Here is a 23,527-nt window from a genome sequence, read left to right as displayed (position 1 = left end):
GATTTATTGCAGCTTTTTCAGCTCGTCCAGCAGGACATGGATGTCCAGCGGTTTAACAAGGTAACCGGACATGCCGGCCGCGAATGCGAGCTGCCGGTCCTCATCGAAGGCGTTGGCGGTCATGGCCAGAATGGGGACCGTCCGGGCATCCGCGCGCTTCAGGCTGCGGATGACACGGGTCGCTTCGATACCGTCCATGACCGGCATGCGCACGTCCATCAGAATTGCCATATAATGCCCGACGGGTGCGTCTTCGAACCGTTCAACAGCTTTTTTTCCGTTTTCCGCCGTATCGACCTGCAGGCCGGACATCTGAAGCAGAGACTGCGCAACTTCCAGATTCAGGTCGTTGTCCTCCACCAGCAGGACACGCTGATTGGAGAAACAGTCGCCGACATGTGCGGGCGCGGAGGTTTTCCCACTGAGCGGCGAATCATGCCCCAGTTGATTGAAGGTCTGATAAATGGTGGAGCGGAACAGCGGCTTTGACATGAAATAGTCGGCGCCGACCGCTCTTGCTTCCTCCTGGATGCTGCTCCAGTCATACGCCGAAATGATGATGATCGTCGTATCCGGGCCTACCAGGTCCCGCATTCTGCGGGTCGTCTCGATGCCGTCCATGCCGGGCAGCTTCCAGTCGATCATGGCGACGTCGTACGTCCGTCCGAGCCTGAGGCTGGCCGCAACCTCCTCGAGCGCCTTCTCGCCGGAATCCACCCATTTGGAGACGGCGCCGATGTCGCTCATCATCTGGGCGACCTGCTCGCCGATGAGCGCGTCGTCGTCCACCACCAATACCTGCATGTCCCGCAGAAGCTCCTTGGATTTGCGCTGCCGTTCCGCCGCTTCGTTGTCCTCGGCAAGCTCCAGAGGAAGGGTGACCTGAAAAACGGTGCCCTTGCCCTTCCCGCTCTGCACCTGAATGGTGCCGTTCATCATCTGGACCAGGTTGTGAACGATCGTAAGGCCAAGCCCGCTTCCCACCTTGTCGCGGGCTTTTTCCTGCGATTCCTGCTCAAATGCGGTGAACATCTTCTGCTGGAAGTCCTCTGACATGCCGATGCCGGTGTCCTTGACCTGAAAACACAGATAGGCAAAGCCGTTGGTGCGGCGCAGTTCTTTGACTTCCACCGTGATACGGCCGCCGGGCGGCGTGAATTTCAGCGTGTTGGAGAGCAGGTTCATCAGAATCTGCTTGATGCGCAGAGCATCACCGATATAGTATTTCTCAATCGGCTCCTGATGATGTACCTCAAAAGTAAGCCTTAAATCCAATGTCTGCGGATAGATGATGGAGATGATCTCGTCGAACAGCTCGGTAAAATCGAACTGTTCGTGTGTCAGACTCATCTTTCCGTTTTCTATTTTGGACATGTCCAGAATATCGTTGATCAGCGACAGCAGGAACCGGGAGGATGTGTCTATTTTCTGGAAGCAGTCTCTGACGCGGGCGGGATCATCCAGCTTCATCTGCCCGATCGCGCTCATGCCGATGATGGCGTTCATCGGGGTGCGGATATCATGGGACATCCGCGAGAGGAAGTCGGACTTGGCATTGTTGGCAGCCCGCGCGGCGGACAGCGCGTCGCGCAGCAGCTGTTCCTGCCGCGCCTGCTCCTGACGCTGGTGATCGAGCACCTTGACAAGATCGATAGCCAACACGTCTCCGCCTATCGGATTGTCGACATAGATCAGATGGACCGATATCCAGTGGTATTTTCCATCCGCGCCCATCTGCTGAAGCTCCATGTAGATCTCGCGTTCTCCCGCTGCAAACCGCCGCAGGATTTCCTTTCGGTCAAAGGTTTTTGCAAAATCCTCACGGTAGGAGGGATAGATATCCGGAATGGATCTTGCGACCATTTCATCAAAGCTGCCCTGCCGGTGTTCCAGAGGGCAGTTCTGTTCTTCAATAAAGCAGTTGTAGGTGTCCTGTGTCAGGTTGACGCTCATAATCAGCGGATAGGCCGTGCAGGTTGCGGCGCGCAGCGACCGGTTTTCGATCAGCCGTTCGCGCTCCTGCTCCAGCTGGCACTGCTTGACCTGCGTGACGTCGGTGAAGATGGCCTGGATGACGTCCAAACCCTCCACGTTGGTCAGGCGTTCCATGATGACGTTGATCCAGGCGCTGGTGCCGTCCATTTTCTGCACCATGCGCGTGTAGTTGAGCGCTCCTTCGCCCGGGCGCAGCTGGTCGATCTTCTCCACCAGTCCCGGCCGGTCCTTTTCGAGAATCAGCTGAATCGGGGAGCGGATTTCCCTGTTGAATGCTTCTTCCGATTCATAACCGTAGAATTCCCACACCATGCGGTTTATATTGACGGTCAAATGCTCCGGATCGGTCGTGAACTGCAGGATGCCGCAGGGAATCGAGGTGTAAAGCTGGTTCAAAAAGTCAGCCTGCCGCCGAACCTCTTCATTTGCCTTGGCAATCTGCAGCTCCCTGCTTTTGCGGATCGTGATGTCCGAGATGAAGCAGTAGATCACCTCTTCTCCATCCGGGTCCGATACCCGCTTGCCGAGGTCCGAAATCCAGCAGACGCTGCCGTCCTTGCATTTGACGCGGTATTCACAGTAATAGGTGCCGTCGGACTGCAGCTTTCTGTTCACATAGTCCCGCACCTGCTGCAGGTCCTCCTCCAGGATAAAGCCGCTGCTCCTGCCACAGGCGGAGGATAAGTACTCCTGCGCGTTTTCGTAGCCCAGCAGGGCGCACAGGGATTCGCTGATCCATTTGACGGTAAAATCTTCGTCCGCCTGGCAGATCAGCATGCCGCCCGGCAGCTGGGAAAGCATCAGTTCAATCTGGCGGTTCTGCTTGTTCAAAGTCTCCTGCATCCGCCTGTAGGCTTCCTGCGCGGCCTGAGCGGGGAAAAGCTCACCGTCCTGGATGTCCGAATAATCCACCGAATTGTGGATGTGCAGACATTGAAATCCGTCCTCTGTGCGCTTAAAGATGAAGGTGACGCGCTGGTGGGTCCTGAAATACAGGCCGGTTTCGGGCTTGGGCTGCAGCCAGCTGTCGCCTTCACAGAGGTAGACGCCGTCCGCAAGCTCGCGGGATACATACCGTTCTCCGGACATGTCACAGGGCGCGAGGTCGGATCTGCCGGCCAGGAACTGCGCCGCAACGGCGTCCTTTCCCTCGGCCTTCTGTTCTTTCCCGGCACCCAGCCAGACGATGTCGGGCGCGAAGGTGGAGATTAAGAAGTCGACATCCGACTCGCAGAAATAACGGTACAGGATTTTTCTGGCGAATGCTTCCACTTCGTTTCGGATCTCTTCAGTCATCATGGCTTCTGCTCCTCACCTAAATTCTTCTTGTACGCTGTGATATCGTAGCAGGTCAGCAGATAGGAATCCTCATCCTCCCAGCGCATCGGCACCGCGTCGACCATTACCCAAACGTTCAGACGGGGATTGTGTATTTCAATAGGCTGTTTGATCTTCATGGGACAGGTTTTGCACGGCGAGGAACGGCCAAAAAATGCGTTGTAGCAGCGCATTCCCTCTCTGGCGTTCGGCGCGATGACATGGGTCTTCGCATTGATGTAGCGCAGCTGATGGGTGTTTGCGTCCACGACATAGATCCATGCGTTCTGATGGTCCAGTACCATCCGCAGGTCTTCGGCCTTTTTGAGAGCCTGCTCCTGCGCCCGTTTTTTCAGCAGAAAGATCGAGAGCAGCTTGGAGGTAAAGGCCAGCGCGTTGATCTGTTCCTTGGTCCAGTACCGTGTGATCACACAGTCGTCGAAGCCGATGAAACCATACCAGCCCTGTGCATCCCGGATCGCGCACTGCAGGATCGACTTGATCCCCTGCATGCCCAGCAGCTCTTTGACTGCGGCGGGAAGCTGCCCGATGTCGGTGCAGTAGAAGATACCCTGCTCGCCGAAGAGCGACTGATAGCTGCCGCGCCCGCCCAAATCGGCATAGCTGCCGTGCAGCAGCATCTGTTTCTGCGGCTGGATGCCTTCATTGCACCACTCGTAGGTGTTGCAGTAGGATGCCCCGTCTTCGGAATCCTCAAAGATATAAACGCGGCTGACCTCGAACTGCCTGCCGATCATCTCCAGGATGGAGTCGATCGCCTGATCCAGGTCAACGGATTCATACAGCTTCTGGAACACCTGCTCCACCAGACTGTTGTCGACGATGCCGGCAAAGCTGTGCGGATCAATCCGTGTGTTGGCCGCCTGCTGATGGGGGAGACTGAACAGGCTGTCCATCGATTTATCATACAGCGTGTAGCGGTTCTTGCCCATGGCCTTCGCCTTATACAGCGCAAGATCGCTGTGCTGGAAGAGAACATCAAAATGGGCGCCGTCCTGCGGGCAGAAGGAAACGCCGATGCTGCAGGATGGAACGCACTCGATCACGTTGTCGGTGAACAGGTTGCGCAGCGCCTCGATTACCTGGGAGGCACGTTCCTTTACGACCTCAATGTCGGCTATATTCCGCATGAACACCAGAAACTCATCGCCGCCGATTCTGGAGATGATATCGACGCTGCGGAACAGGTTCTGCAGGACCGCGGAGATCTCCCGCAGCACAACGTCGCCGAACATGTGGCCGAAGCTGTCGTTGATCTGCTTGAAGTTGTCCACGTCGATGATCAATAGCGCGAAGGCTTCCTCCGGCAGCCGTGTGTCCAGACTGCTCTCAATCATCCTGCGGGCGGCGCGCTTGTTGTAAAGCTGGGTCAGCTCGTCCCGCTCCGCCTGGAACTGCAGCGCCTGCGAGGCGCGCTTTTCGTCGTCGATGTCTGCGATGACGCCGACCGCCTTGAAGACCTTTCCGTGTTCGTTGAACTGGGCGACGGCCCGGATTTTGCACCAGCGGTAACGGCCCTCGCTGTTCGCCAGCCGGAATTCCACCTCCTGGTAGCTCACACCCCGCGCCAGATCGTCCAGCAGGTTGATAAACGCCGGCAGGTCGCCGGGATGGATGTGGGAGATGGTCGTGATCTTTTCCCGGATATCGTGGTCAAGCGGATGGTATCCAAACTTCTTGACAAAGTTGTTGGAGAAGACCATCGTGTCCTTCCGGATATCCCATTCGAAGATAATATCGTTGGACTGTTCCATGATGATTTTGTGCCGTTCCAAAGAGAGACGCAGCTCCTCCTGTGCCTCCTTGGAGGCGGTGATGTCAACAAGGATACCGACCAGGCACTCCAGACCGTCGTCCCGGAGCACGAGCTGGCATTTGCCCAGCACCCAGATGATCTTTCCGGATTTGGTGACCAGCCGGTATTCCAGCTCCAGGAGCGTTCCGCTCAGCAGCTGCCTGTTTACCTCCCGCACCACCCTTTCCCGGTCCGGCTCGTAAATCATGCGGATAAATTTATTTTGAAACCGCTCTTCCATCTCCTGCCGCGTATAGCCGAGCAGGTTTAAGAAGGTGTCGTTTGTGTCGATCAATGTGTATCCGTCGTCGTTCAGACAGGTCTGGATGCCGCCGAGCAGATTGCTCAGCGTGGCGTCTTCATACAGATGATTCTGGACGTCCTGTCCCGACTGGGACGTTTTTTCATCCGGATTCAGCGGCTCCCAGACGATCAGCGCCTTGCGCTGGTGCGGGTCTCCGGTATCAATACGCAGCATCGTGGCCTGATACCAGCAGTATATCCGGGATATCCAGTTGTAGACGCGGTATTTGCGGCTGATGCGCATCAATCCTTCCGCAAAGAAGGAACTGGCGTATTGGTCCAATATCTGCAGGACGGTTTCCCGGTCTTCGGGATGAACCGCGCCCTGTGCAAAGTTGCGCATGGATTCCTCAAAGCGCGCGCCGGATTTGAGCAGCTCAAAGTCAGTGTTCGGCATATATACCATATGGTAAAGCCCGGTCCGGAAGTCCACCTCCATCACGGTGGAAGCGGTATACCGCAGCAGCGTAAAGTATTTCAGCTGTCCCATCTGCAGGGTGTCCAGACCGTCGTTGTACTGCAGAACCGGCGATGCCGGCTGCATCATGATGGGCGCTACCGCCTTTCCGTCGGCGTATTCCCGGGAAAGCGCCGCAAACGCGTCCTGCACATTTTTGAAGCATTCCAGCAGCCGCGGCGAAAAAATGCCGCATTCGCCGTTCAGAATCATGTTGAAGGCCTGTGAAGGAGGAATCGCTTTCTTATAGACACGGTCGGTGGTCAGCGCATCATAGCAGTCCGCGATGCCCACAACCTGTGCGCAGATCGGAATGCTGTCGCCCTTCAGGCCGTCCGGATATCCGCGACCGTCCCACCGCTCATGGTGATACCGGCAGATGTTGTAGGCGTACCGCAGGTACTCCCGGTCGCTCATGCGGTCCAGCGTGGCCAGCATCTCGCAGCCCTTGACCGTATGGGCCTTCATGGTCTCGAATTCTTCGGCGGTCAGCCGTCCAGGCTTGTTGAGGATCGCGTCGGGTATCGCGATTTTGCCGATGTCATGCATCGAAGAGGCGCTGACGATGATGTCGATATGCTCTCTCGTCAGGCCGAATTCCGGATAGCAGCGCGCCGCGTCCTCCAGAAGAATCTTGGTAAACAGCCGGATGCGCTGGATATGCTGTCCGGTTTCGACGCTCCTGTACTCGATGATCGAGGAGAGCGCGTCGACCATGACCGCGTTGGATTCGCGCAGCTTTGCGGCCTGTTCGGCGATCAGCTCCTCCTGGTTGAGCCTGCGCAGGTTGAGCTCGACGATGTTCTGCACGCGGCGCCGGACGACATGCGGCTCAAAGGGTTTCATGATGATGTCCGAAGCGCCCAGGTCAAAGGCCTTCACCTCGCTGTCCGCCGAGTCCTGCGCGGTGATCACAACGACCGGAAATTCGGGCAGCAGGCCCCGGTCCCGAAGCTGGGTCATGACCTCGTATCCATCCTTGATTGGCATGACGAGGTCCAGCAGTACCACGGCAATCTTGTGGTGATACTGCTCCAGCAGGACGAGCGCCTGTTCTCCATTCTCCGCTTCGAGCAGGTTGTAATCCTGTTCAAAGACGCTGCGCAGGATGATGCGGTTGACCTCCATGTCGTCGACAATCAGGATGGTGTCGCGTTTGTTCATGGGTTACACTCCCTGTTTTGTTTGATCGATGATCTCACAGATCTCCTGATAAGCGGCTTCCAGCTCTCCATAGTGATCCGCCGCTTTCTCCGGCGTCTCGCAGCGCAGCGCGGCGACCATCCCGGAGCAGCTCTGATACAGCCGCGTCATGCCCAGATTGGCGCTGACGCCCTTCAGGGTGTGCGCCGCCGTCAGCACGGCGCCGAAATCCTTTTCGTCCAAAGCGGGTCCGATCAGGGAAAAGTTTGGATCGTCAAGAAATTTCACGAGGAACTTTTCATACAGCTCTGCGTTGCCCGCAAACCTCTGCACTGCCCGCGGCGTGTCCACGCCGGCAGCCTGCAGGGCGTTCAGCATTTTTTCATTCATGGCATGCTCTCCTTTATCCTTGTGTCATGACGGCGCAGCTCCGCGAAAATGGGTTCATCCGGAACGCCGCAGGACGTATTGATTGATATATATCAGTATATTATAGCATACTTTTGGGGATTTTGCGTGACTACAGTTTAAAACCGCCGGAACTTTTTATGCAGCGGCCGAGCGTCTCAAGCACCTTGTCCATCTCGATGGGTTTGGACAGATGCCCGTTCATGCCGTTTTCCAAAGATTTTCTGGTGTCCTCGTCAAACGCGTTGGCGGTCATCGCGATGATCGGAATGGTGCGGGAATCGGGTTTTTCCATCGTGCGGATGAGTCTTGCGGCCGTCAGCCCGTCCATGCGCGGCATACGGATATCCATGAGGACCGCGTCGAAGTAGCCGGGCGGCGTGGATGAAAACCGTTCGGCGGCTTCTTTGCCGTCGCGGGCCGTTTCCACAACCAGACCGTTCATCTGCAGAAGGGATTCGGCGATTTCACGGTTCAGGTCGTTGTCCTCCGCGACAAGCACCCTTTTTCCGGTCAGGTCAGGAAGGGCGTCGGGCGGCTCAGTGTCCAAAAGCTTATCGTCCTCATCTGAGGCGTACGCAAACGGCAGCGTGAAAAAGAATTCGGCGCCTTCGCCGGGCGTGCTCTGAACCTCCAGTTTTCCGCCCATCAGCTGTACAAGGCGGCTGGAAATCGGCAGGCCCAGTCCAGTCCCGCCAAAGGTGGCGGAGATGTTTTTTTCCGCCTGTTCAAACGCGTTGAAGATGCGGCCGGCGGCGTCCGGGGCAATGCCGATGCCGGTATCCCGGACCGAAAACCGCAGCAACAGCTGGTCATCCGGCGAAGGCATCGGTTCTATCGATACCTGGACCCGGCCGCCCGCGGGCGTGAATTTTACCGCGTTTCCCATGATGTTGATCAGCACCTGACTCAGACGCAGATCGTCGGCCAGAATCCATGTAGGGAAGGTGCAGCCGTTCTGAATGACAAGCTGCAGCCCCTTCTCCTCAGCGCGCGGACGCATCATGCCTTCCAGCCCGGCAATGGTTTGGGAAAGCTCGATGCTCTGCAGGTTCAATTCCACCTTGCCGCTGTCCATTTTGGACATGTCCAGGATGTTGTTGATGAGCTCGATCAGATAGGCGTTGGCCGATTCGATCTTGCACAGGCAGTCCAGCGCCTTCTTCGGGTTGTCGAGCGACGCCTTGGCAATCTCGGTCATGCCGGTGATGGCGTTCATCGGTGTGCGGATTTCGTGGCTCATCAGCGACAGGAATTCGCTTTTGGCCTCGCTGACCGCATCGGCTCTGGATTTGAGCAGGAATGAGGAGATGACCTTGGTAAGCTCTACGAGAAGCTCGGCATGGCCTTTAGGCCATTCATAGCCCTCCTGCCATACCTCCAGAAGCAGCGCGCCGACATACATGCCGCGGTTGTGGATGGCGGCGTGCAGGCAGCTGCACGGCCGGTCGGGTTTGCGCAGCAGATAGTGTTCAGAGATACCGTTTTCATCGTAACCGTTGTCCAGCAGTTTCAATTGCTCTTTCGTGATATAGGAGTTTTTTCCCATGGTGAGGTACTGGGGATCCGCGGACCACTGGTAGGTGACCTTGAAGTTCAGGAATTCACGGTCCAGCTCCAGAATCGAGACACGGTCCACCCGGCAGAGCTTTCCGATGCGGGTGAGCAGCAGGAAGATGGAGTCGTCCAGCTTCTTGGTACGTCCAAGCAGTTCCAGCGCGAAGGTGACCAGGTTCTCCCGATTGAAGTTGGAGGGGACCGCAATATCGTTGATGAAATGGTGCTCGGGGTAGACCTGGGTCAGCATGGTTCCCAGCTCGTTGGAGGTGTCCAGGTAGCATGCGGCTCTGCCGCGGCAGTTTTCCTTGACATATTTGAGCGTACTCTCCGCACAGCGGTAGAGGCCGGTATACTCATCCACGACCTCGGTGACGCACATGCCGATGCTCGCGGAGATATGCAGGTCCCCGCCGCCGCGCACCGACAATTCCCGGATGGTGCCGGCAATCTGCGGACCAAGTACCGAGGCCCGCGCCTTTGTGCAGTTTTTGAGGAACAGCATGAATTCATCTCCGCCCAGACGGATTTGAATATCGTCCGGACCGGTCATGGAGCGCAGGATGTCCGCGACCTCCTGCAGGATGGCGTCGGCGAAGACACTGCCCTCCTCCTCGTTGACGCGGTCGAAGTCATCCATATCCAGCAGCATGATGCCGCAGACGGTCTGCGGGCTTTTGTTTGCCATGAATTCACGCACCAGCTGGATGCCGGCCTCCTTGTTGTAAAGCTGTGTGAGGCTGTCCTTCGATTTCATGTCTTCGAGCTCCAGCTCTTTTGCCTTTTCAAGCTCGATGTTGCTGATCTTTCCAATCACCCGGACGATCTTGCCATGTTCATTGGGGATCGGCGTCGTCCTGACCCGGCCCCAAACATAGACCGGACTGCCCAAGTGGGACCGTATAAGCATCTCAGACTCATCCGGAGAATTGGAAGTCAGAAGGCGGTACATCCGGTCCACATGCGTTTCTTCCACGACTTCGTAGATGGCTTTCTGTATAAAAGATGAAATGGTCTGTTCCGTGTCGAGCTCGGTGTGCCCTTTTTCGTCGGTGTCAAGGGAGCCAAAGTAGGTGAAGCTGTCGGTTTCACGTTCATATTCGAAGATGATAACCGAGGTGTTTTGGACGGCGACGCGGAAACGGAACTGCTCCTTTTCCAGGCGTTCCCGCTGCCGCTTCCACTCTTCGTAGATGCTGTTGAAAGCGTTAGCAAACATGCGCGTGCGCTTGGAGCCGGACGGCTGCAGCGGCGTGAAGCTCCCTTCGTGAAACCGGCTGAGCGCGGCGGCGTATTGGCGAAACGGATTGACGATAAGGATATAGAACAGGTACAGGGCAAAGGCCAGCGTCAGCAGAATCAGCAGGCTTATCACACACTGGTTGAAGAGCTGCGAATTGCTCAGTACCTGTTGTGTTTCATAATTGGCAGCGGTTTCCTCGATATCAAGGCGCTCCCTCAGCAGTCTGCGAAAGTTGTCAATGTCGTGCAGAATCAGCTCACGGCTGTCCATGTAGGCGTCTCCAGAGATAAATGCGACTGCGCGTTCCCGCTTTTCGGCGGGGGAGAGCGCCAATTCTTCCTCATCCAGGGACAACGAGGCGACCGGATCGGGAAGAGAGCCGTCAGCCATGCCCAGGCTGTCAGCAGCAAGGCGCATGGCCCAGGTTTCCCGCCGGATCAGATCATCGCTTTTATCCTTTGCATTCTGCAGAACGGACTGCTCCCCTGATGTGACGGACAGGGAAGACAACGTGGATATGGCCCTGTCACGCCGCTGAGCGTTCTCGACTTCATCCCAGTAGTTGAAAAGATATTTCTCCTGTCCTGTGACGACAAAGTACCAAGCCTGAGTGGACAGATAATTTGACGCCTTCTCGAGCGTATGTCCCTGCATCTCACATTGGCGGCGGTTTCTTGCAATATCGGTCTGTTTTTGAATGCTGCGGCTGAGCTCCTTGTCAAAATGGCTGAATCCCATGATACCAACGGCCACGACGGAGATAAAAGCAAGCAGAAAGAAGAACACCGTCAGCTTTTGTTTATTATTTTTCATCGTCTTTCCTCATTCAATTTATCGTGATGCAGTCCGGCCCGGATGCAGATGGCCTGGCAGTCAAAAGCAGGAGAGCGGACTTTGTTACGGTTTTACAAATAAAAAGGCGGCTTCCCATCTTCAAATAGGATACCGCCGTATCATCTGAACGGGCAGCCGGGCCGAAGTGTTCGAGAAAAGCCCGGTATGTTTGAAGCAGTCGAAAAGGCGGGCACGGAGTTCCGATACATCGCGGCCGTTTTTGATTCATAGTACGACTGTTTCCCCATTTTTGATTTCATCTGCTGAAAAACAGAGGTTTTTCATATATCTTATTTAACAATAACATTTTATAGCGGAAATTGCAATAAAAACAGCAAAAAAGCGTGGAAACAAGACGATGTTTTCCGCAATCAATTTATGGGGAAAATTCTGCGGAAAATTGGTAGTCACAGTATCTTCAGGAGTATCAGAAAGGGAAGCAGAGAATCCGGACAAGGTTTAAAGAAAGGTTGAACCCCAAACGGCCTTCAGTACGGTTAAAAAAAGAAGCTGAGAGAACCGCGGCGAATGCATCGCGCCGAATGATACAGCGGGGGAAAGAATTTATACTTCCTATCAAAAAGCAGCGGTAAAACAGGTTTCTGTTTTATCGCTGCGGTAAGGCGTTTTATTCGATGAACATGGCATCGCCGAAGCTGAAGAACCGGTATTTTTCACGAACCGCCTCCTCATAGGCTTTTAAAACGTGGTCACGGCCCGCCAGCGCGGAAATTAGCATGATCAGCGTGCTTTCCGGGAGATGAAAGTTGGTGATCAGCGCATCCAGCACACCGAACCGGTAGCCGGGGTAGATAAAGATGTCGGTGGAACCGGCGGACTCCTTCACGCAGCCCTCTTTCTGCCAGACCGCCTCTACGGTCCTGCAGCTTGTGGTACCGACACAGATCACCCGGCCGCCTTTTTCTTTGGTTTCGTTGATCATATCAGCGGTTTCCTTCGGCATAAAATAGTGCTCGGAGTGCATCTGATGCTTAGTCACGTCCTCCACCTTGACCGGCCGGAAGGTGCCAAGTCCCACGTGCAGCGTCACAAAACCGGTACGGATGCCCTTTGCGCGGATTCTTTCAAGCAGCTCGTCGGTGAAGTGCAGCCCGGCGGTTGGCGCGGCGGCCGAACCGATCTCTTTGGAATAGACGGTCTGATACCGCTCCTTGTCCTGCAGCTTTTCAGTGATGTAAGGCGGCAGCGGCATCTGGCCGATCTGGTCGAGCAGATTGTAGAAAAAACCGTCATAGCGAAATTTGACCAGCCGGTTGCCGCCCTCGATGATATCCAGTACCTGGGCTGTAAGCAGGCCCTCGCCAAAGACGACCTGCGCGCCGATACGGACCTTTTTTCCGGGACGGACCAGCACCTCCCAGACATCGTTTCCGCGGTTTTCAAGCAGCAGAAATTCGATGTCGGCCGTGCCGCCGGGCTTTTTGCCGTAAATCCTGGCAGGCAGCACCCTGGAATCGTTGAGGATCAGCAGGTCGCCTTCGTTCAGATGGTCGACGATGTCGTAAAAGTGCTTGTGCCGGACGGCGCCGGTCTGCTTGTCCAGCACCATCAGCCTGGAATGGTCGCGCGGTTCGATAGGGGTCTGCGCAATCAGTTCTTCGGGCAGGTCGTAGTTGAAATCCGATGTATTCATCTGTCTGTACAGTCCTTTTTCTATGTATTTCTGTGAAGAAGCGGCAAATTGCCATTGTTTTTTCACCATAACCGGATGTGATTTGGATAAATGGATAGAAACCTCGAATTTTCGGGAAATTGTTTGACATATTCCCCGGAGGATGGTAATATATATCTATCAATAGAATATCCACGATAGAGGCGCGTCTTTGAAGAGTCGCCGGGAACGAGATCGCTGGGGATCATCGGAGTTTCCGGTAAAAGGCAAGGATGCCGAAGGGGAGGAAACCAGCATTCCATCCACCTGGGGGTACGCTCAACAGGCGTGCAACTGTCATCATGCAGATATGGTGAAGGGCTATCGCAATGTTGCAGTCTTATTGACAATCCATGGTCAATAGTTCTATTATATTGCATGATAAGCCGGTTTTCAACCGGTTTTTTCTATCTGCCAATGAAATTTTATGTTTTCTGAGAAAGGACGATCAAACTTGAAACAATATCGTGTAGCAGTCGTAGGCGCAACCGGCATGGTTGGACGCACTTTTTTAAGGGTGTTGGAGGAATATAAGCTTCCGGTATCGGAATATGTTTTAATGGCTTCTGCCCGCTCTGCCGGCAAAACCCTGGAATTCATGGGCAAGGAATACGTGATCGAAGAGCTGAATGAAAAAAGCTTTGACAGCGGCTTCGACATCGCGCTGTTCTCAGCCGGCGGTTCGATCAGCGAGAAGTTCGCGCCGATCGCCGCTTCCAAAGGATGCGTGGTCATCGACAACAGCTCCCAGTGGAGAATGCATGACGACGTGCCGCTGGTGGTGCCGGAGGTCAACCCTGAGGATATCAAATGGAACCACGGCATCATTGCGAACCCGAACTGTTCGACGATCCAGGCAATGGTTGCTCTGAAGCCGCTGGATGAAAAATATACCATCAAACGCGTGGTTTATTCGACCTATCAGGCGGTATCCGGCGCGGGCGTCAAGGGATGGGACGATCTTGAAAACGGCGCGAAGGCGTTCAGCAACCACACCGACTATGAGCCGCAGAAGTTCCCGCATCCGATCTTCAGCAACTGCCTGCCGCATATCGATGTGTTTATGGAGAACGGCTACACCAAGGAAGAGATGAAGATGGTCGACGAGACCCGCAAGATTCTGGGCCATCCGGACCTGCCGGTCACCGCGACGACCGTCCGCGTGCCGGTCTTCAACAGCCACAGCGAATCGATCAACCTGGAATTCGAGAAGGATTTCGATCTCAAGGAGCTTGTCGAGGTTCTCAGAAACGCGCCGGGCATCGTCGTTGAGGACGATGTTGCACACGACGTCTATCCAATGGCCTGCAACGCAACCGGCCAGAACGAGGTGTTTGTCGGCCGCATCCGCCGCGACGAGAGCATCGAGCGCGGCGTAAACCTGTGGGTCGTTGCGGACAACATCCGCAAGGGCGCCGCAACCAACACCGTGCAGATTGCCAAGAAGCTCATCGAGTACTGGGAAGAATCCGGAAAATAAAACAGGCCTTCGGGGGACCATCCGTTCCCCAGCCTGTCATTTATAAGAGATAGCGAGGGGAATTTCTCATGAAGAAAACCATCTTTACCGGCGCGGGCGTCGCCATTGTCACCCCGTTCAACGAAGACATGTCGGTCAACTGGGAAGAACTCGGCCGGCTGGTCGATTTTCAGATCGAGAACGGCACCGATGCGATCATCAGCTGCGGAACGACCGGAGAGGCGTCCACGCTGACCGATGATGAGCATATCGGCGTCATCAAATACACGGTGGACCGTGTGGCCGGAAGAGTCCCGGTCATCGCGGGAACCGGTAGCAACGACACCGCCTATTCGATGTGGCTTTCCAAGGAAGCCGAGAAGGTTGGGGCCGACGCGCTTCTGCAGGTCACACCATACTACAACAAAACCTCCCAGGCGGGACTTATCAAGCATTTTACAACACTGGCCGACGCAACCGACCTGCCGGTGGTGCTTTACAATGTGCCGAGCCGCACCGGCATGGACATCAAACCGGAAACCTATCTGGCGCTGTCCGAGCATCCGAACATCGTTGCGATCAAGGAGGCCAACGGCAACATCGCAAGCGTCGCGAAAACCCGCAGCCTCTGCGGCGACAAGCTCGACATCTATTCGGGCAACGACGACCAGATCGTACCGCTGCTCTCGCTGGGCGGCAAGGGTGTCATCTCGGTGCTTTCCAATGTCATGCCGCGCGAGACCCGCGACATCTGCCAGCTCTATTTTGACGGCAAGACCAAAGAGAGCGCGGATTTACAGATCAGGCTGATGGATCTGATCGGCGTGCTGTTCAGCGACGTCAACCCGATCCCGGTCAAAGAAGCCGTCAATCTGATGGGATACAAAGCCGGTCCGTGCCGTCTGCCGCTGGTCGGGATGTCCGAAAGCGGAAAGGCGGATCTCATTCAGGTTATGAAGAAATACGGCCTGCCGGTGCAGGATTAGTTTACATAATCAGAAGGGAAGTTTAAGATGAGAAAAATAATCCTTTCAGGCTGTAACGGTCACATGGGCAGAGTGATCGCCGCGCATGTCGCCGAACGCAGCGACTGCGAGGTGGTTGCGGGCATCGATTTGAATACCGCGTCTAACGACGGCTTTCCGGTCTACAAGTGCCCGTCCGACTGCAGGGAAGAGGCGGATGTGATCATCGATTTTTCGCATCCATCGGTGCTGACCGGGCTGCTTCAGTACGCTGTCCAGCGTAAGCTCCCAGCCGTGATAGCGACGACCGGGCTTACTAAGGACCAGGTCGCGGAAATCCATGAAGCCGGCCGGCACATCCCGGTGTTCTTCACGGCGAATATGTCGCTGGGCGTCAACCTGCTGGTCGAACTGGCCAAAAAGGCGACCTGTGTACTGGGCGGCAGCTTCGATATCGAGATCATTGAAAAGCATCACAACCAGAAGGTCGACGCGCCGAGCGGAACCGCTCTGATGATCGCGGACAGCATCTCGGAATGCCTGAACCACAAGCCGAAGTACACCTATGACCGGCACAGCCAGCGCAAAAAGCGCGACAGGGATGAAATCGGCATCCACGCCGTGCGCGGCGGAACCATAGCCGGGGAACATGAGGTGATGTTTGCGGGGGAGGATGAGATCCTGACCATTTCGCATACCGCGACATCCAAAGGAATCTTTGCAAACGGATCGATCAACGCGGCGCTGTTCATTGTCAACAAGCCGCCCCGCGTTTACAATATGGGGGATATGGTCTGAAACGTTTCCCCGAGAACAGCTTAAAAAAACGGAGGTGCTCCCATGAATGGTATAACCGAACTGCGGGTGACGGACGACGTTGTCCTGATCACCTTTCACAATCTGGCCGGAAACAGCACGGCGATTGCGCATGTGCTTGACCGGTTTGCCAAAGCGAAGCTCAACATCGATATGATCTCCCAATCGGCGCCGCAGGGCGGGGATTTCAGTCTTTCCTTTACCGCGATGGGCAAGGATTTACAGGATATCCTGGTCCTGTCCGGCGAGGTGAAGAAGGAGCATCCCCAGATCAAGATGATGGTCAGCAGCGGCCACAGCAAAATCCTGCTGTACGGTGAGGAGATGAAGGAGCTGTACGGTGTCGCATCCAGCGTCTTTACGGTGCTCGGCGGCATCGATGCGGAAATCCTGATGATCACGACATCCGAAACCGAGATATCCCTGCTGCTGATGCAGCACGATGTCGATGAAGCGGAAACCGCGCTGAAAAAAGCGTTTCAGATCGCGTAGATAAATTGCACATTACTGCAAAAGGCCCTGTAGGTCCGGAGAATATCCGTGGACTTACAGGGCCTTTATTATACATATAAAAAAGGTCTTCCACAAGGGAAGACCTTTTTTTAACGCAGTAAACGATGCTTATTTTTGGGTCCAGTAATCTGTTGATCCAACCAGTTCGCCGGCAGCTCCGACAGCGACAGTCATCTTGACATTGCTGGTAGAGCAGTTTTCTACGGTCAGGACAGTTACCGGAGTTGCCGGATATCCTGCACCGGTTGATCCGACATAGACTTCTCCGACCAGTCCGCCTACAAAGACATCATTGATATCAGTGCTGGTTCCGGTAATAGAAGCGTTCGTTACGGAAGAGTTCTTGATGACGCCGGTTTTACGGCTGTCAAACGTTCCAACCAATCCGCCCAGGCATTTATTGCCGTTAAAGGTCAGGTTGGAGACATTGGCGTTGTCTATGATAACCGGGGTGTTCATGTCCGCTGCATTCTGGGAATTCCAATGTCCAAATACAGCGCCAACCTTACCGTCTTTGCTGGAAACATCCAGATTTTGTACGGTGATATTTTTAGCGTCGCCCCACACATATCCCGCAATGCCGCCAGCCCATTTCTGGTTGGCTTTGATCTTGGAATTTGTAATGGTGATGTTTTCAAAAGTACAATTGCCGCCGCTTCCGGCTCTGCCGACGACTACGGCTGCATAGTTGAGAGCAGTGACATTCGCATTGGTAAATGCAACATTTTTTACAGTGAAGTTCTTGATCGCTTCGCCAAACAGTGCCTGATAAGCGGAAGCGTTATTGATGGTCATACCGGAGATGGTGTGTCCCTGTCCATCAAAGATGCCTTCAAAACCTTTCAAAGGTTTCCACTGGTTGCCTGCGAGGCTGATGTCAGCGGTCAGAACGATGTTCTTATCCGCCGTATTCGCTGCGAACCATGCCAGCTCCTGCGCGGTGCCGACCTGATAAGCGTTGTCTTTTACCTGCGGCTGTACAGCCTTGCCGTCCCACAGAGGAGAGCCGTTCTGTTCGACATTGCCTTCGAACGAACCGACTGTGCCGACCAGCTCAACTGCATTTGCGGAACTGTTGACCAGCTTTTCGACTGTTCCATTGTTGGTTAAAGTCGGGTTTGCGTCAGTGTTGGCGCTCGAGAAGGTGACGGTGCCGACCGCGGAGCCTTCATGGATGACGACATTTCCCTTGTTGACCGTGATGTTCGGCGCCGGGATGCCGCCGGTTACACCAGTCGGCAGAGTGAAGCTGCCGTCGGCAGGAGCACTGTAGGTGAAGGTGTTCGAAGCGGTGGTGACGGAAAACTCAGCAGCTGCCAGTGTATTTCCGTTAACCTTTGCAGCCGGAGCAGACCAGTTGACGCTGCCGTTCGGCGTGCTGACAGGGATAGAATTGTTCGCGACCAGGAGCAGGCCGCCGGTGACATCAGCGGTTCCATAACCCGATGCGCTGATACCGAAGCTGTCAACGTACAGGGTGTAGCCGTTGAGATCGATGTTGTTGTAATTTTTGAGATCCACCTTTGCAGACGGCTCAAAGATGTTCTGCATCAGAACGATGGTATCGTTTGCTTTTGCGTCTTTGATGTCCTTGACGGAATATGCCGGTTTGACGGTGGCGTTTTCATTCGTCTGGGTGGCAACCAGGTTGACATCCATCATGAATTCGCCGTTCTGGTATGTATTGCCGGCGCTTTCATTCATCTTGATGGTGAGGGCAATGTATTCGACTTCACCCTTCAGCAGCTTGCCGTTCGGAGCCGCATGGATAACCTTGCTCTCATCCGTCTTGACAATGGCCGCTGAAACGGAATCCTTCGCTTCGACCTTTGCCGGAGTGGTTGCCTTCTGGCTGGCCAGACCGAACAGAAGCGCGTCGGACATCGTATCCTTGGTGACGACGAGATCCATGTTGTACTTGAGATCCAGGGAACCGTCATTCTGAACAGCCAGATAGATGGTTTCCTGTTTGCCCGGTTCCCAATTCTTGAATTTGTCTCCAAAGATTGTATTTGGATCACTCGCATTGGTAACCTCAGCCCATCCATTGCCCTCCAATGTGGTGGGTGTGTCATTGCCTGTGTACTTGTACAGTCTGACGTTCAGATTACCTGCTTCGATACGGTTTCCCTTATTGGATACGGTGTCGCTGAACCAAGCGAGCGTGGTGCCGATCAGCATTGCAAAGCACAGAAGTAAGGACAATCCGGTTGCAATCAATGATCGTTTGGTGTTGCTGCTTTCTTTCTGCATGATGATGCCTCCTTAAGGTTGATAATTCCTTTGCTGGTGAGAATGGGTTAATGTTCTATCAATATTTTCATAAAACAATAACGTTATCTATATTGTATTTCAATATCTCATAAAAGTCAACAGAAAATGGCCTGTTTTCGGTTTTTTTTAAGATTTTAGCAGTAAAGAAAATCTGCCAGCATATAAAAAATCAGGGGAAAGAAATTTCATGATTATGAATGAGATATTTTAGATTTTACTTGGAATTATAATAGTAACGATTATGTGTTTTTTATGGTGTTCTGCATTTATGTTATCAAAAAGTGATCATAAAAAAGCTGCCGGACTCCGGCAGCTTTTCTGTGTATATTTTTAACGTTCCAGATTCTGGTCCCTGGCAGGGCCGACGCCGACCATTTTGATCGGGCAGCCGCACAGCTCTTCGAGCCTAGCGATGTAGTCCTTGCATTTCTGCGGCAGCTCATCAAATTTTCTGCAGCCGGTCAGATCGTCGTCAAAGCCTTCGATCTCCTCATAAACCGGTTCGCACTCTGCGAGCTCCTCGAGCGTTGCCGGGAAGTCGCGCAGGATGGAACCATCCTGCTTGCGGTAGGCGACACAGACCTTGAGCGTGCCGACATCGGAAAGGGTGTCGAGCTTGTTGATCGCAAGTCCGGTCAGGCCGTTGACACGAACCGCATGGCGCATGATGACCGCGTCGAACCATCCGGTTCTTCTCGGACGGCCGGTGGTGGTGCCGAACTCATTGCCGCGGTTTCGGATCAGATCTCCGGTTTCGTCGAACAGCTCGGTCGGGAACGGGCCTTTGCCGACGCGGGTCGTATAGGCTTTCGCCACGCCGATGACCTCATCGATGCAGGTCGGGCCGACGCCGGTGCCGACACAGACGCCGCCGGATATCGGATGGGACGAGGTGACGAACGGATAGGTTCCCATATCCAGATCGAGCAGGGTGCCCTGCGCGCCTTCAAACAGGATGTTTTTGCCCGCGCTGTGCGCCTCGTAGGTCAGTACCGAGACATCGGCGACATACTGTTTCAGCCGCTGTCCGTACTGCGTATATTCTTCGATCATCTTGTCGACATCAATGGCTTCGCCGCCATAGACCTTGGTGATGACCGCGTTCTTCAAAATTGCCGCATGCTTCGCCTTTTCCGCAAAGATTTCAGGATGCACCAGATCATAAATCCGGATGCCGCTCCTCTCAGCGCGGTCCATATAGCATGGGCCGATGCCTCTGCGGGTGGTGCCGATTTCAGAGCCGCCGCGCATCTTCTCGCTCAGGCCGTCCAGCTCGATGTGCCATGGCAGGATGATGTGCGCGCGGGGGTCGATGCGCAGGTTCTCACAGGTGATGCCGCGCGCGGCCAGCGAGTCGATTTCGGACAGGATGACCTTTGGGTCGACCACGACGCCGCAGCCGATCAGGCAGAGCGTGTCCGCGTACAGGATGCCGGATGGAATCAGATGCAGCTTGTAGACCTCGCCGCCGCTCTCAACGGTGTGACCTGCGTTGTTTCCGCCCTGGGAACGGACGACAACATCCGCACGGGAGGCCAGAATATCGATAATTTTACCTTTTCCTTCATCGCCCCATTGGACGCCGACTACTACTTTTGCAGGCAATTAAAAAACCTCATTTCCTATCAAGAATTCTGAAAGTTTGCTCAAACATCTCATATTATAACAAAATCTGATTTTGGATGCAATCCATAATTTTAAACATTTCCAGAATACATAAATATTTCGAATGGTGGGAACGCTATTTCTAAAATATTCAAACAAAACGGAGGATGGCGTCTTTTCGTCCCGCCGTTTCATCCGTATCAAAAGGAGTTTGAGACCATGTCAATCACAAACCAGGAATATGATTCCCTTACCAAACAGGCCTCGCCGGGCACAAAATCCTATAAAACCATCCCGATGGCGTTTCTCATCGGCGGTTTGATCTGCGTGCTGGGACAGGCGTTCATCAACCTGTATATCTGGCTCGGCGTGGATCAGCAGACCGCATCTACGCTGGGTTCTATGACACTCATCTTTATCGCGGCCCTGCTGACGGGCCTCAATATGTTTGACAACATCGCCAAGGTGGCCGGCGCCGGTACGCTCGTACCGATCACCGGATTCTCCAACGCCGTGGTTTCCCCGGCGCTGGAATTCAAGAGCGAAGGCTATGTGCTGGGACTCGGCGCCAAGATGTTTGTCATTGCGGGACCGGTCATCGTCTACGGCGTCGTGGCGTCGGTGGTGTACGGACTGATCCTCTTTTTATTCGGTTTGGTATAGGAGGAAAAATTATGATCAGCAGAATTGGACAATACACCCTGCAGCTCGGCAATGCCCCCTCGATTGTCGGCTTTGCAAGCGTTGTTTCGAAGAAGGAATCCGAGGGGCCGCTGTGCAAATATTTCGACATCATCGGGGATGACGACCACTTCGGCGAGGAGACCTGGGAAAAAGCCGAAAGCCGCATGCAGAAGGATGCGGTCGGTAAGGCGCTCAGCAAGGCGGGGCTCACGACCGGGGACATCCAATACATCTTTGCGGGAGACCTGCTCAACCAGTGCATCAGCTCGGCCTATGGGCTGCGCGATCTGCAGATCCCGTTTGTCGGGCTGTACGGCGCCTGCTCCACGATGGCCGAATCGCTGTCGATGGCGTCGATCTTTACGGCGGCGGGCGCCTGCACGAATGCGGTGGCCGTGACCTCTTCGCATTTCTGCAGCGCGGAACGGCAGTTCCGCTTCCCGCTCGAATACGGCGGCGTGCGCACCCCGACCGCTCAGTGGACGGTCACGGGATCGGGCTCGGTCGTGGTTGGCAGCCATCTCAACGGGCCGTATGTCAATATGGTGACGATCGGCAAGATTCAGGATATGGGCATCAAGGACCTCAACAATATGGGGGCCGCCATGGCGCCCGCGGCAGCCGACACGATCAAGTGCTTTTTGGAGGACACCGGTAAAAAGCCGGAGGACTTCGATATGATCCTGACCGGGGATCTCGGCCTGGTCGGCTCGGAGCTTCTGGTCAAGCTGCTTCTGAAGGATGACATCGACATCTCGAAGAAGCATCAGGACTGCGGGCTGCTGATCTATGATCTGGAGAAGCAGGATGTCCACGCGGGCGGATCGGGCTGCGGATGCAGCGGATCGGTGCTGTGTTCCTACATCCTGAACAACATGCAGAACGGCGCAATCAACGATGTGCTGTTCGTCGCAACCGGCGCGCTGATGAGTACAACCAGCGTGCAGCAGGGGGAGAGCATCCCGGGCATTGCGCATCTGGTCTATCTGTCGAACCAGAGCTTATAACGGCGCGGTAACGGACGGCATCCGTCCGGCGGTTCTCCGCGCCGAAATGCAGAACGGCGTGCAACAGTCCGTCTGCCGGGTTGACTGGACTAAGGGCCTGTGCGGCTGATTCCGCCGGACCGGACGCGTCCCGCAGAAGGATAAAAGTAATCGATATATAAGGAGTAACATCAGATGGATATGTTCATGGAATATTTAAAGGCATTTCTGATCGGCGGCGCGCTCTGTGCCATCGGCCAGGTGCTGATTGACTTCACCAAGCTGACGCCGGCCAGAATTCTGGTTACCTTTGTCGTATCCGGCGTCGTCCTGACCGCGGTCGGGTTATATGAACCGCTTGTGGAATTTGCGGGCGCCGGCGCGACCGTGCCGCTGACCGGCTTCGGCTACGCGCTGGCGGAAGGCGTGCGCAAGGCCGTGATGCAGTACGGCCTGCTGGGGGCGATGACCGGCGGCATCACAGCGACATCAGCCGGGATTACGGCGGCGATCTTCTTTGGACTGCTCATTGCGCTGATCTTCAAGCCGAAGTCCAAAAGCTGATCCCATTGCTTCCAAGAGGTAAAACTGATGTCACACAGGTAAAGAGGGTATGCGGATGCATACCCTCTTTACAGTTTCAGAACCCTTGGAGAGAAAATCTAAAACCTTCTTTGCAGTTGTCTGACCGCTTTGCAGATATCCGGCAGTCTCACGCCTTTTAAGCACTCAGATCCATCGCAGCAGACGACAGCCGGGATTGTTCATAACACCGCAGAATTACCGCTTTGCCGTCAACGATGCCGCCACCGGTTCGGTCAGTCCTGGAACAGGGAAAAGCAGCAGTACTGCAGGACAGTGCTCCGTTGAAACGCCTTCTGGCCGCATGATGCCGAAGCGGCGAGAGAATGCGTGAAAAATTTGTCGAATAGGGTTTGAAAAAAAGGATAGTTTTTATGCATCGTCCTTTTCATGACGATGTGTTCGATGCCGATGATAAAGTGAAGGGGTGATTTCACTTTGGACCATCTCCGCAGCTGCGATATTTCTCTGTCCGGTATGCATCAGAAAAACCGCTTTTATACGGTCGGCAGGACACCTGTTCTGCAAGCCTGATACATGGGGACAGCATGCCAAACAGAATATCCAGTTTCATTGGCGTTTGTTTGATAAAAATTGGTACATCGATGTCGGGCACATTTCAGATTGTTTTGCGGCGGTTCTGATGCTGTTCCAGCGGGATAACACATCCGCAGAAGCTACACCGTCTTCAGCAAGGGCGCCGGACGGCAGGTTCTGCGGTGGATTCTGACGGGTTGATGCGGCCGCAACGGCTGTAACATCCTGTGTGGTTTTGGCATAACCCGCCCAAATATCAGCCTGGTTACCGGTACGCATGTCCTGCAGCTTGCGGCGGTTTCTTTGCCCATGGCAAAAAAGTTTCCGCAGTTGGGACAGATGACACCGGGCAGACGCAGAA

Annotated in this window: 14 protein-coding genes and 1 riboswitch; of the genes, 7 read left to right on the top strand and 7 right to left on the bottom strand. The window is 54.7% G+C overall.

Annotated features, from left to right (window positions below; genetic code table 11):
* Positions 1–3 precede the first annotated feature (3 nt).
* From BN348_RS09325 to queA, 5 genes are all read right to left on the bottom strand, one after another.
* Complete coding sequence (locus BN348_RS09325) at positions 4–3,294, bottom strand: response regulator (RefSeq protein WP_242844336.1); 3,291 nt, start codon at positions 3,292–3,294, stop codon at positions 4–6.
* Positions 3,291–7,052 (bottom strand): diguanylate cyclase, encoded by a 3,762-nt coding sequence (locus BN348_RS09320; RefSeq protein WP_040197635.1) that lies wholly within the window; start codon positions 7,050–7,052, stop codon positions 3,291–3,293. Before BN348_RS09320 ends, BN348_RS09325 begins: the two co-directional genes overlap by 4 nt.
* Before the next feature lie 3 nt (positions 7,053–7,055).
* Positions 7,056–7,421 (bottom strand): Hpt domain-containing protein, encoded by a 366-nt coding sequence (locus BN348_RS09315; RefSeq protein WP_040197634.1) that lies wholly within the window; start codon positions 7,419–7,421, stop codon positions 7,056–7,058.
* Between the two features lie 130 nt (positions 7,422–7,551).
* Positions 7,552–11,052, bottom strand: a complete 3,501-nt coding sequence (locus BN348_RS09310; protein ID WP_052446855.1) for an ATP-binding protein — start codon at positions 11,050–11,052, stop codon at positions 7,552–7,554.
* 649 nt (positions 11,053–11,701) lie between these two features.
* Entirely contained in the window at positions 11,702–12,727 is a 1,026-nt protein-coding gene (queA, locus tag BN348_RS09305) for a tRNA preQ1(34) S-adenosylmethionine ribosyltransferase-isomerase QueA (protein WP_040197633.1), read from the bottom strand.
* Between the two features lie 169 nt (positions 12,728–12,896).
* A riboswitch (Lysine riboswitch) is annotated at positions 12,897–13,077 on the top strand.
* Positions 13,078–13,199: 122 nt separating this feature from the next.
* On the opposite strand from queA, the gene BN348_RS09300 reads away from it, so the two are divergent.
* From BN348_RS09300 to BN348_RS09285, 4 genes are all read left to right on the top strand, one after another.
* The gene (locus BN348_RS09300; protein WP_040197632.1) at positions 13,200–14,225 is read left to right on the top strand and encodes an aspartate-semialdehyde dehydrogenase; all 1,026 of its coding nucleotides are present in this window, start codon (positions 13,200–13,202) and stop codon (positions 14,223–14,225) included.
* A gap of 68 nt (positions 14,226–14,293) precedes the next feature.
* Positions 14,294–15,190: a 4-hydroxy-tetrahydrodipicolinate synthase gene (dapA, locus tag BN348_RS09295; RefSeq protein WP_040197631.1), complete on the top strand. Its 897-nt coding sequence runs from the start codon at positions 14,294–14,296 to the stop codon at positions 15,188–15,190.
* Between the two features lie 27 nt (positions 15,191–15,217).
* Complete coding sequence (gene dapB, locus BN348_RS09290) at positions 15,218–15,967, top strand: 4-hydroxy-tetrahydrodipicolinate reductase (protein WP_082020902.1); 750 nt, start codon at positions 15,218–15,220, stop codon at positions 15,965–15,967.
* Between the two features lie 42 nt (positions 15,968–16,009).
* A complete protein-coding gene (locus BN348_RS09285) occupies positions 16,010–16,477 on the top strand; it encodes an ACT domain-containing protein (RefSeq protein WP_040197630.1) in 468 nt (155 codons plus the stop codon).
* 129 nt (positions 16,478–16,606) lie between these two features.
* Here the strand turns inward: BN348_RS09285 and BN348_RS09280 are convergent, their stop codons facing one another.
* The gene (locus tag BN348_RS09280) at positions 16,607–18,751 is read right to left on the bottom strand and encodes a hypothetical protein (RefSeq protein ID WP_040197629.1); all 2,145 of its coding nucleotides are present in this window, start codon (positions 18,749–18,751) and stop codon (positions 16,607–16,609) included.
* A 351-nt stretch (positions 18,752–19,102) separates the two neighbouring features.
* Entirely contained in the window at positions 19,103–20,377 is a 1,275-nt protein-coding gene (locus tag BN348_RS09275; protein WP_040197628.1) for an adenylosuccinate synthase, read from the bottom strand.
* A 219-nt stretch (positions 20,378–20,596) separates the two neighbouring features.
* Here BN348_RS09275 and spoVAC point away from each other — a divergent pair, with 219 nt between their 5' ends.
* From spoVAC to spoVAE, 3 genes are all read left to right on the top strand, one after another.
* Positions 20,597–21,040, top strand: coding sequence for a stage V sporulation protein AC (spoVAC, locus tag BN348_RS09270; protein ID WP_040197626.1), 444 nt, complete (start codon positions 20,597–20,599; stop codon positions 21,038–21,040).
* Positions 21,041–21,051: 11 nt separating this feature from the next.
* Positions 21,052–22,068 carry a stage V sporulation protein AD gene (spoVAD, locus tag BN348_RS09265; protein WP_040197625.1) on the top strand — a complete coding sequence of 339 codons (1,017 nt, stop codon included), beginning with the start codon at positions 21,052–21,054 and terminating at the stop codon, positions 22,066–22,068.
* 186 nt (positions 22,069–22,254) lie between these two features.
* Entirely contained in the window at positions 22,255–22,611 is a 357-nt protein-coding gene (gene spoVAE / locus BN348_RS09260; protein WP_040197665.1) for a stage V sporulation protein AE, read from the top strand.
* Positions 22,612–23,527: the final 916 nt, after the last annotated feature.

Source organism: Candidatus Soleaferrea massiliensis AP7 (assembly GCF_000820765.1).
Classification (GTDB): Bacteria; Bacillota; Clostridia; order Oscillospirales; family Ruminococcaceae; genus Soleaferrea; species Soleaferrea massiliensis.
The sequence above is the reverse complement of the archived record's forward strand: the minus strand, read 5'-3'. Positions and strand labels throughout refer to the sequence as shown.

What these genes read in the sequence shown, in the direction of transcription:
- BN348_RS09280 (WP_040197629.1), bottom strand. Translation starts at nt 18,751, where the DNA reads ATGCAGAAAGAAAGCAGCAACACCAAACGATCATTGATTGCAACCGGA.
- BN348_RS09320 (WP_040197635.1), bottom strand. Translation starts at nt 7,052, where the DNA reads ATGAACAAACGCGACACCATCCTGATTGTCGACGACATGGAGGTCAAC.
- BN348_RS09315 (WP_040197634.1), bottom strand. Translation starts at nt 7,421, where the DNA reads ATGAATGAAAAAATGCTGAACGCCCTGCAGGCTGCCGGCGTGGACACG.
- BN348_RS09310 (WP_052446855.1), bottom strand. Translation starts at nt 11,052, where the DNA reads ATGAAAAATAATAAACAAAAGCTGACGGTGTTCTTCTTTCTGCTTGCT.
- BN348_RS09285 (WP_040197630.1), top strand. Translation starts at nt 16,010, where the DNA reads ATGAATGGTATAACCGAACTGCGGGTGACGGACGACGTTGTCCTGATC.
- spoVAC (WP_040197626.1), top strand. Translation starts at nt 20,597, where the DNA reads ATGTCAATCACAAACCAGGAATATGATTCCCTTACCAAACAGGCCTCG.
- BN348_RS09325 (WP_242844336.1), bottom strand. Translation starts at nt 3,294, where the DNA reads ATGATGACTGAAGAGATCCGAAACGAAGTGGAAGCATTCGCCAGAAAA.
- spoVAD (WP_040197625.1), top strand. Translation starts at nt 21,052, where the DNA reads ATGATCAGCAGAATTGGACAATACACCCTGCAGCTCGGCAATGCCCCC.
- queA (WP_040197633.1), bottom strand. Translation starts at nt 12,727, where the DNA reads ATGAATACATCGGATTTCAACTACGACCTGCCCGAAGAACTGATTGCG.
- dapB (WP_082020902.1), top strand. Translation starts at nt 15,218, where the DNA reads ATGAGAAAAATAATCCTTTCAGGCTGTAACGGTCACATGGGCAGAGTG.
- dapA (WP_040197631.1), top strand. Translation starts at nt 14,294, where the DNA reads ATGAAGAAAACCATCTTTACCGGCGCGGGCGTCGCCATTGTCACCCCG.
- spoVAE (WP_040197665.1), top strand. Translation starts at nt 22,255, where the DNA reads ATGGAATATTTAAAGGCATTTCTGATCGGCGGCGCGCTCTGTGCCATC.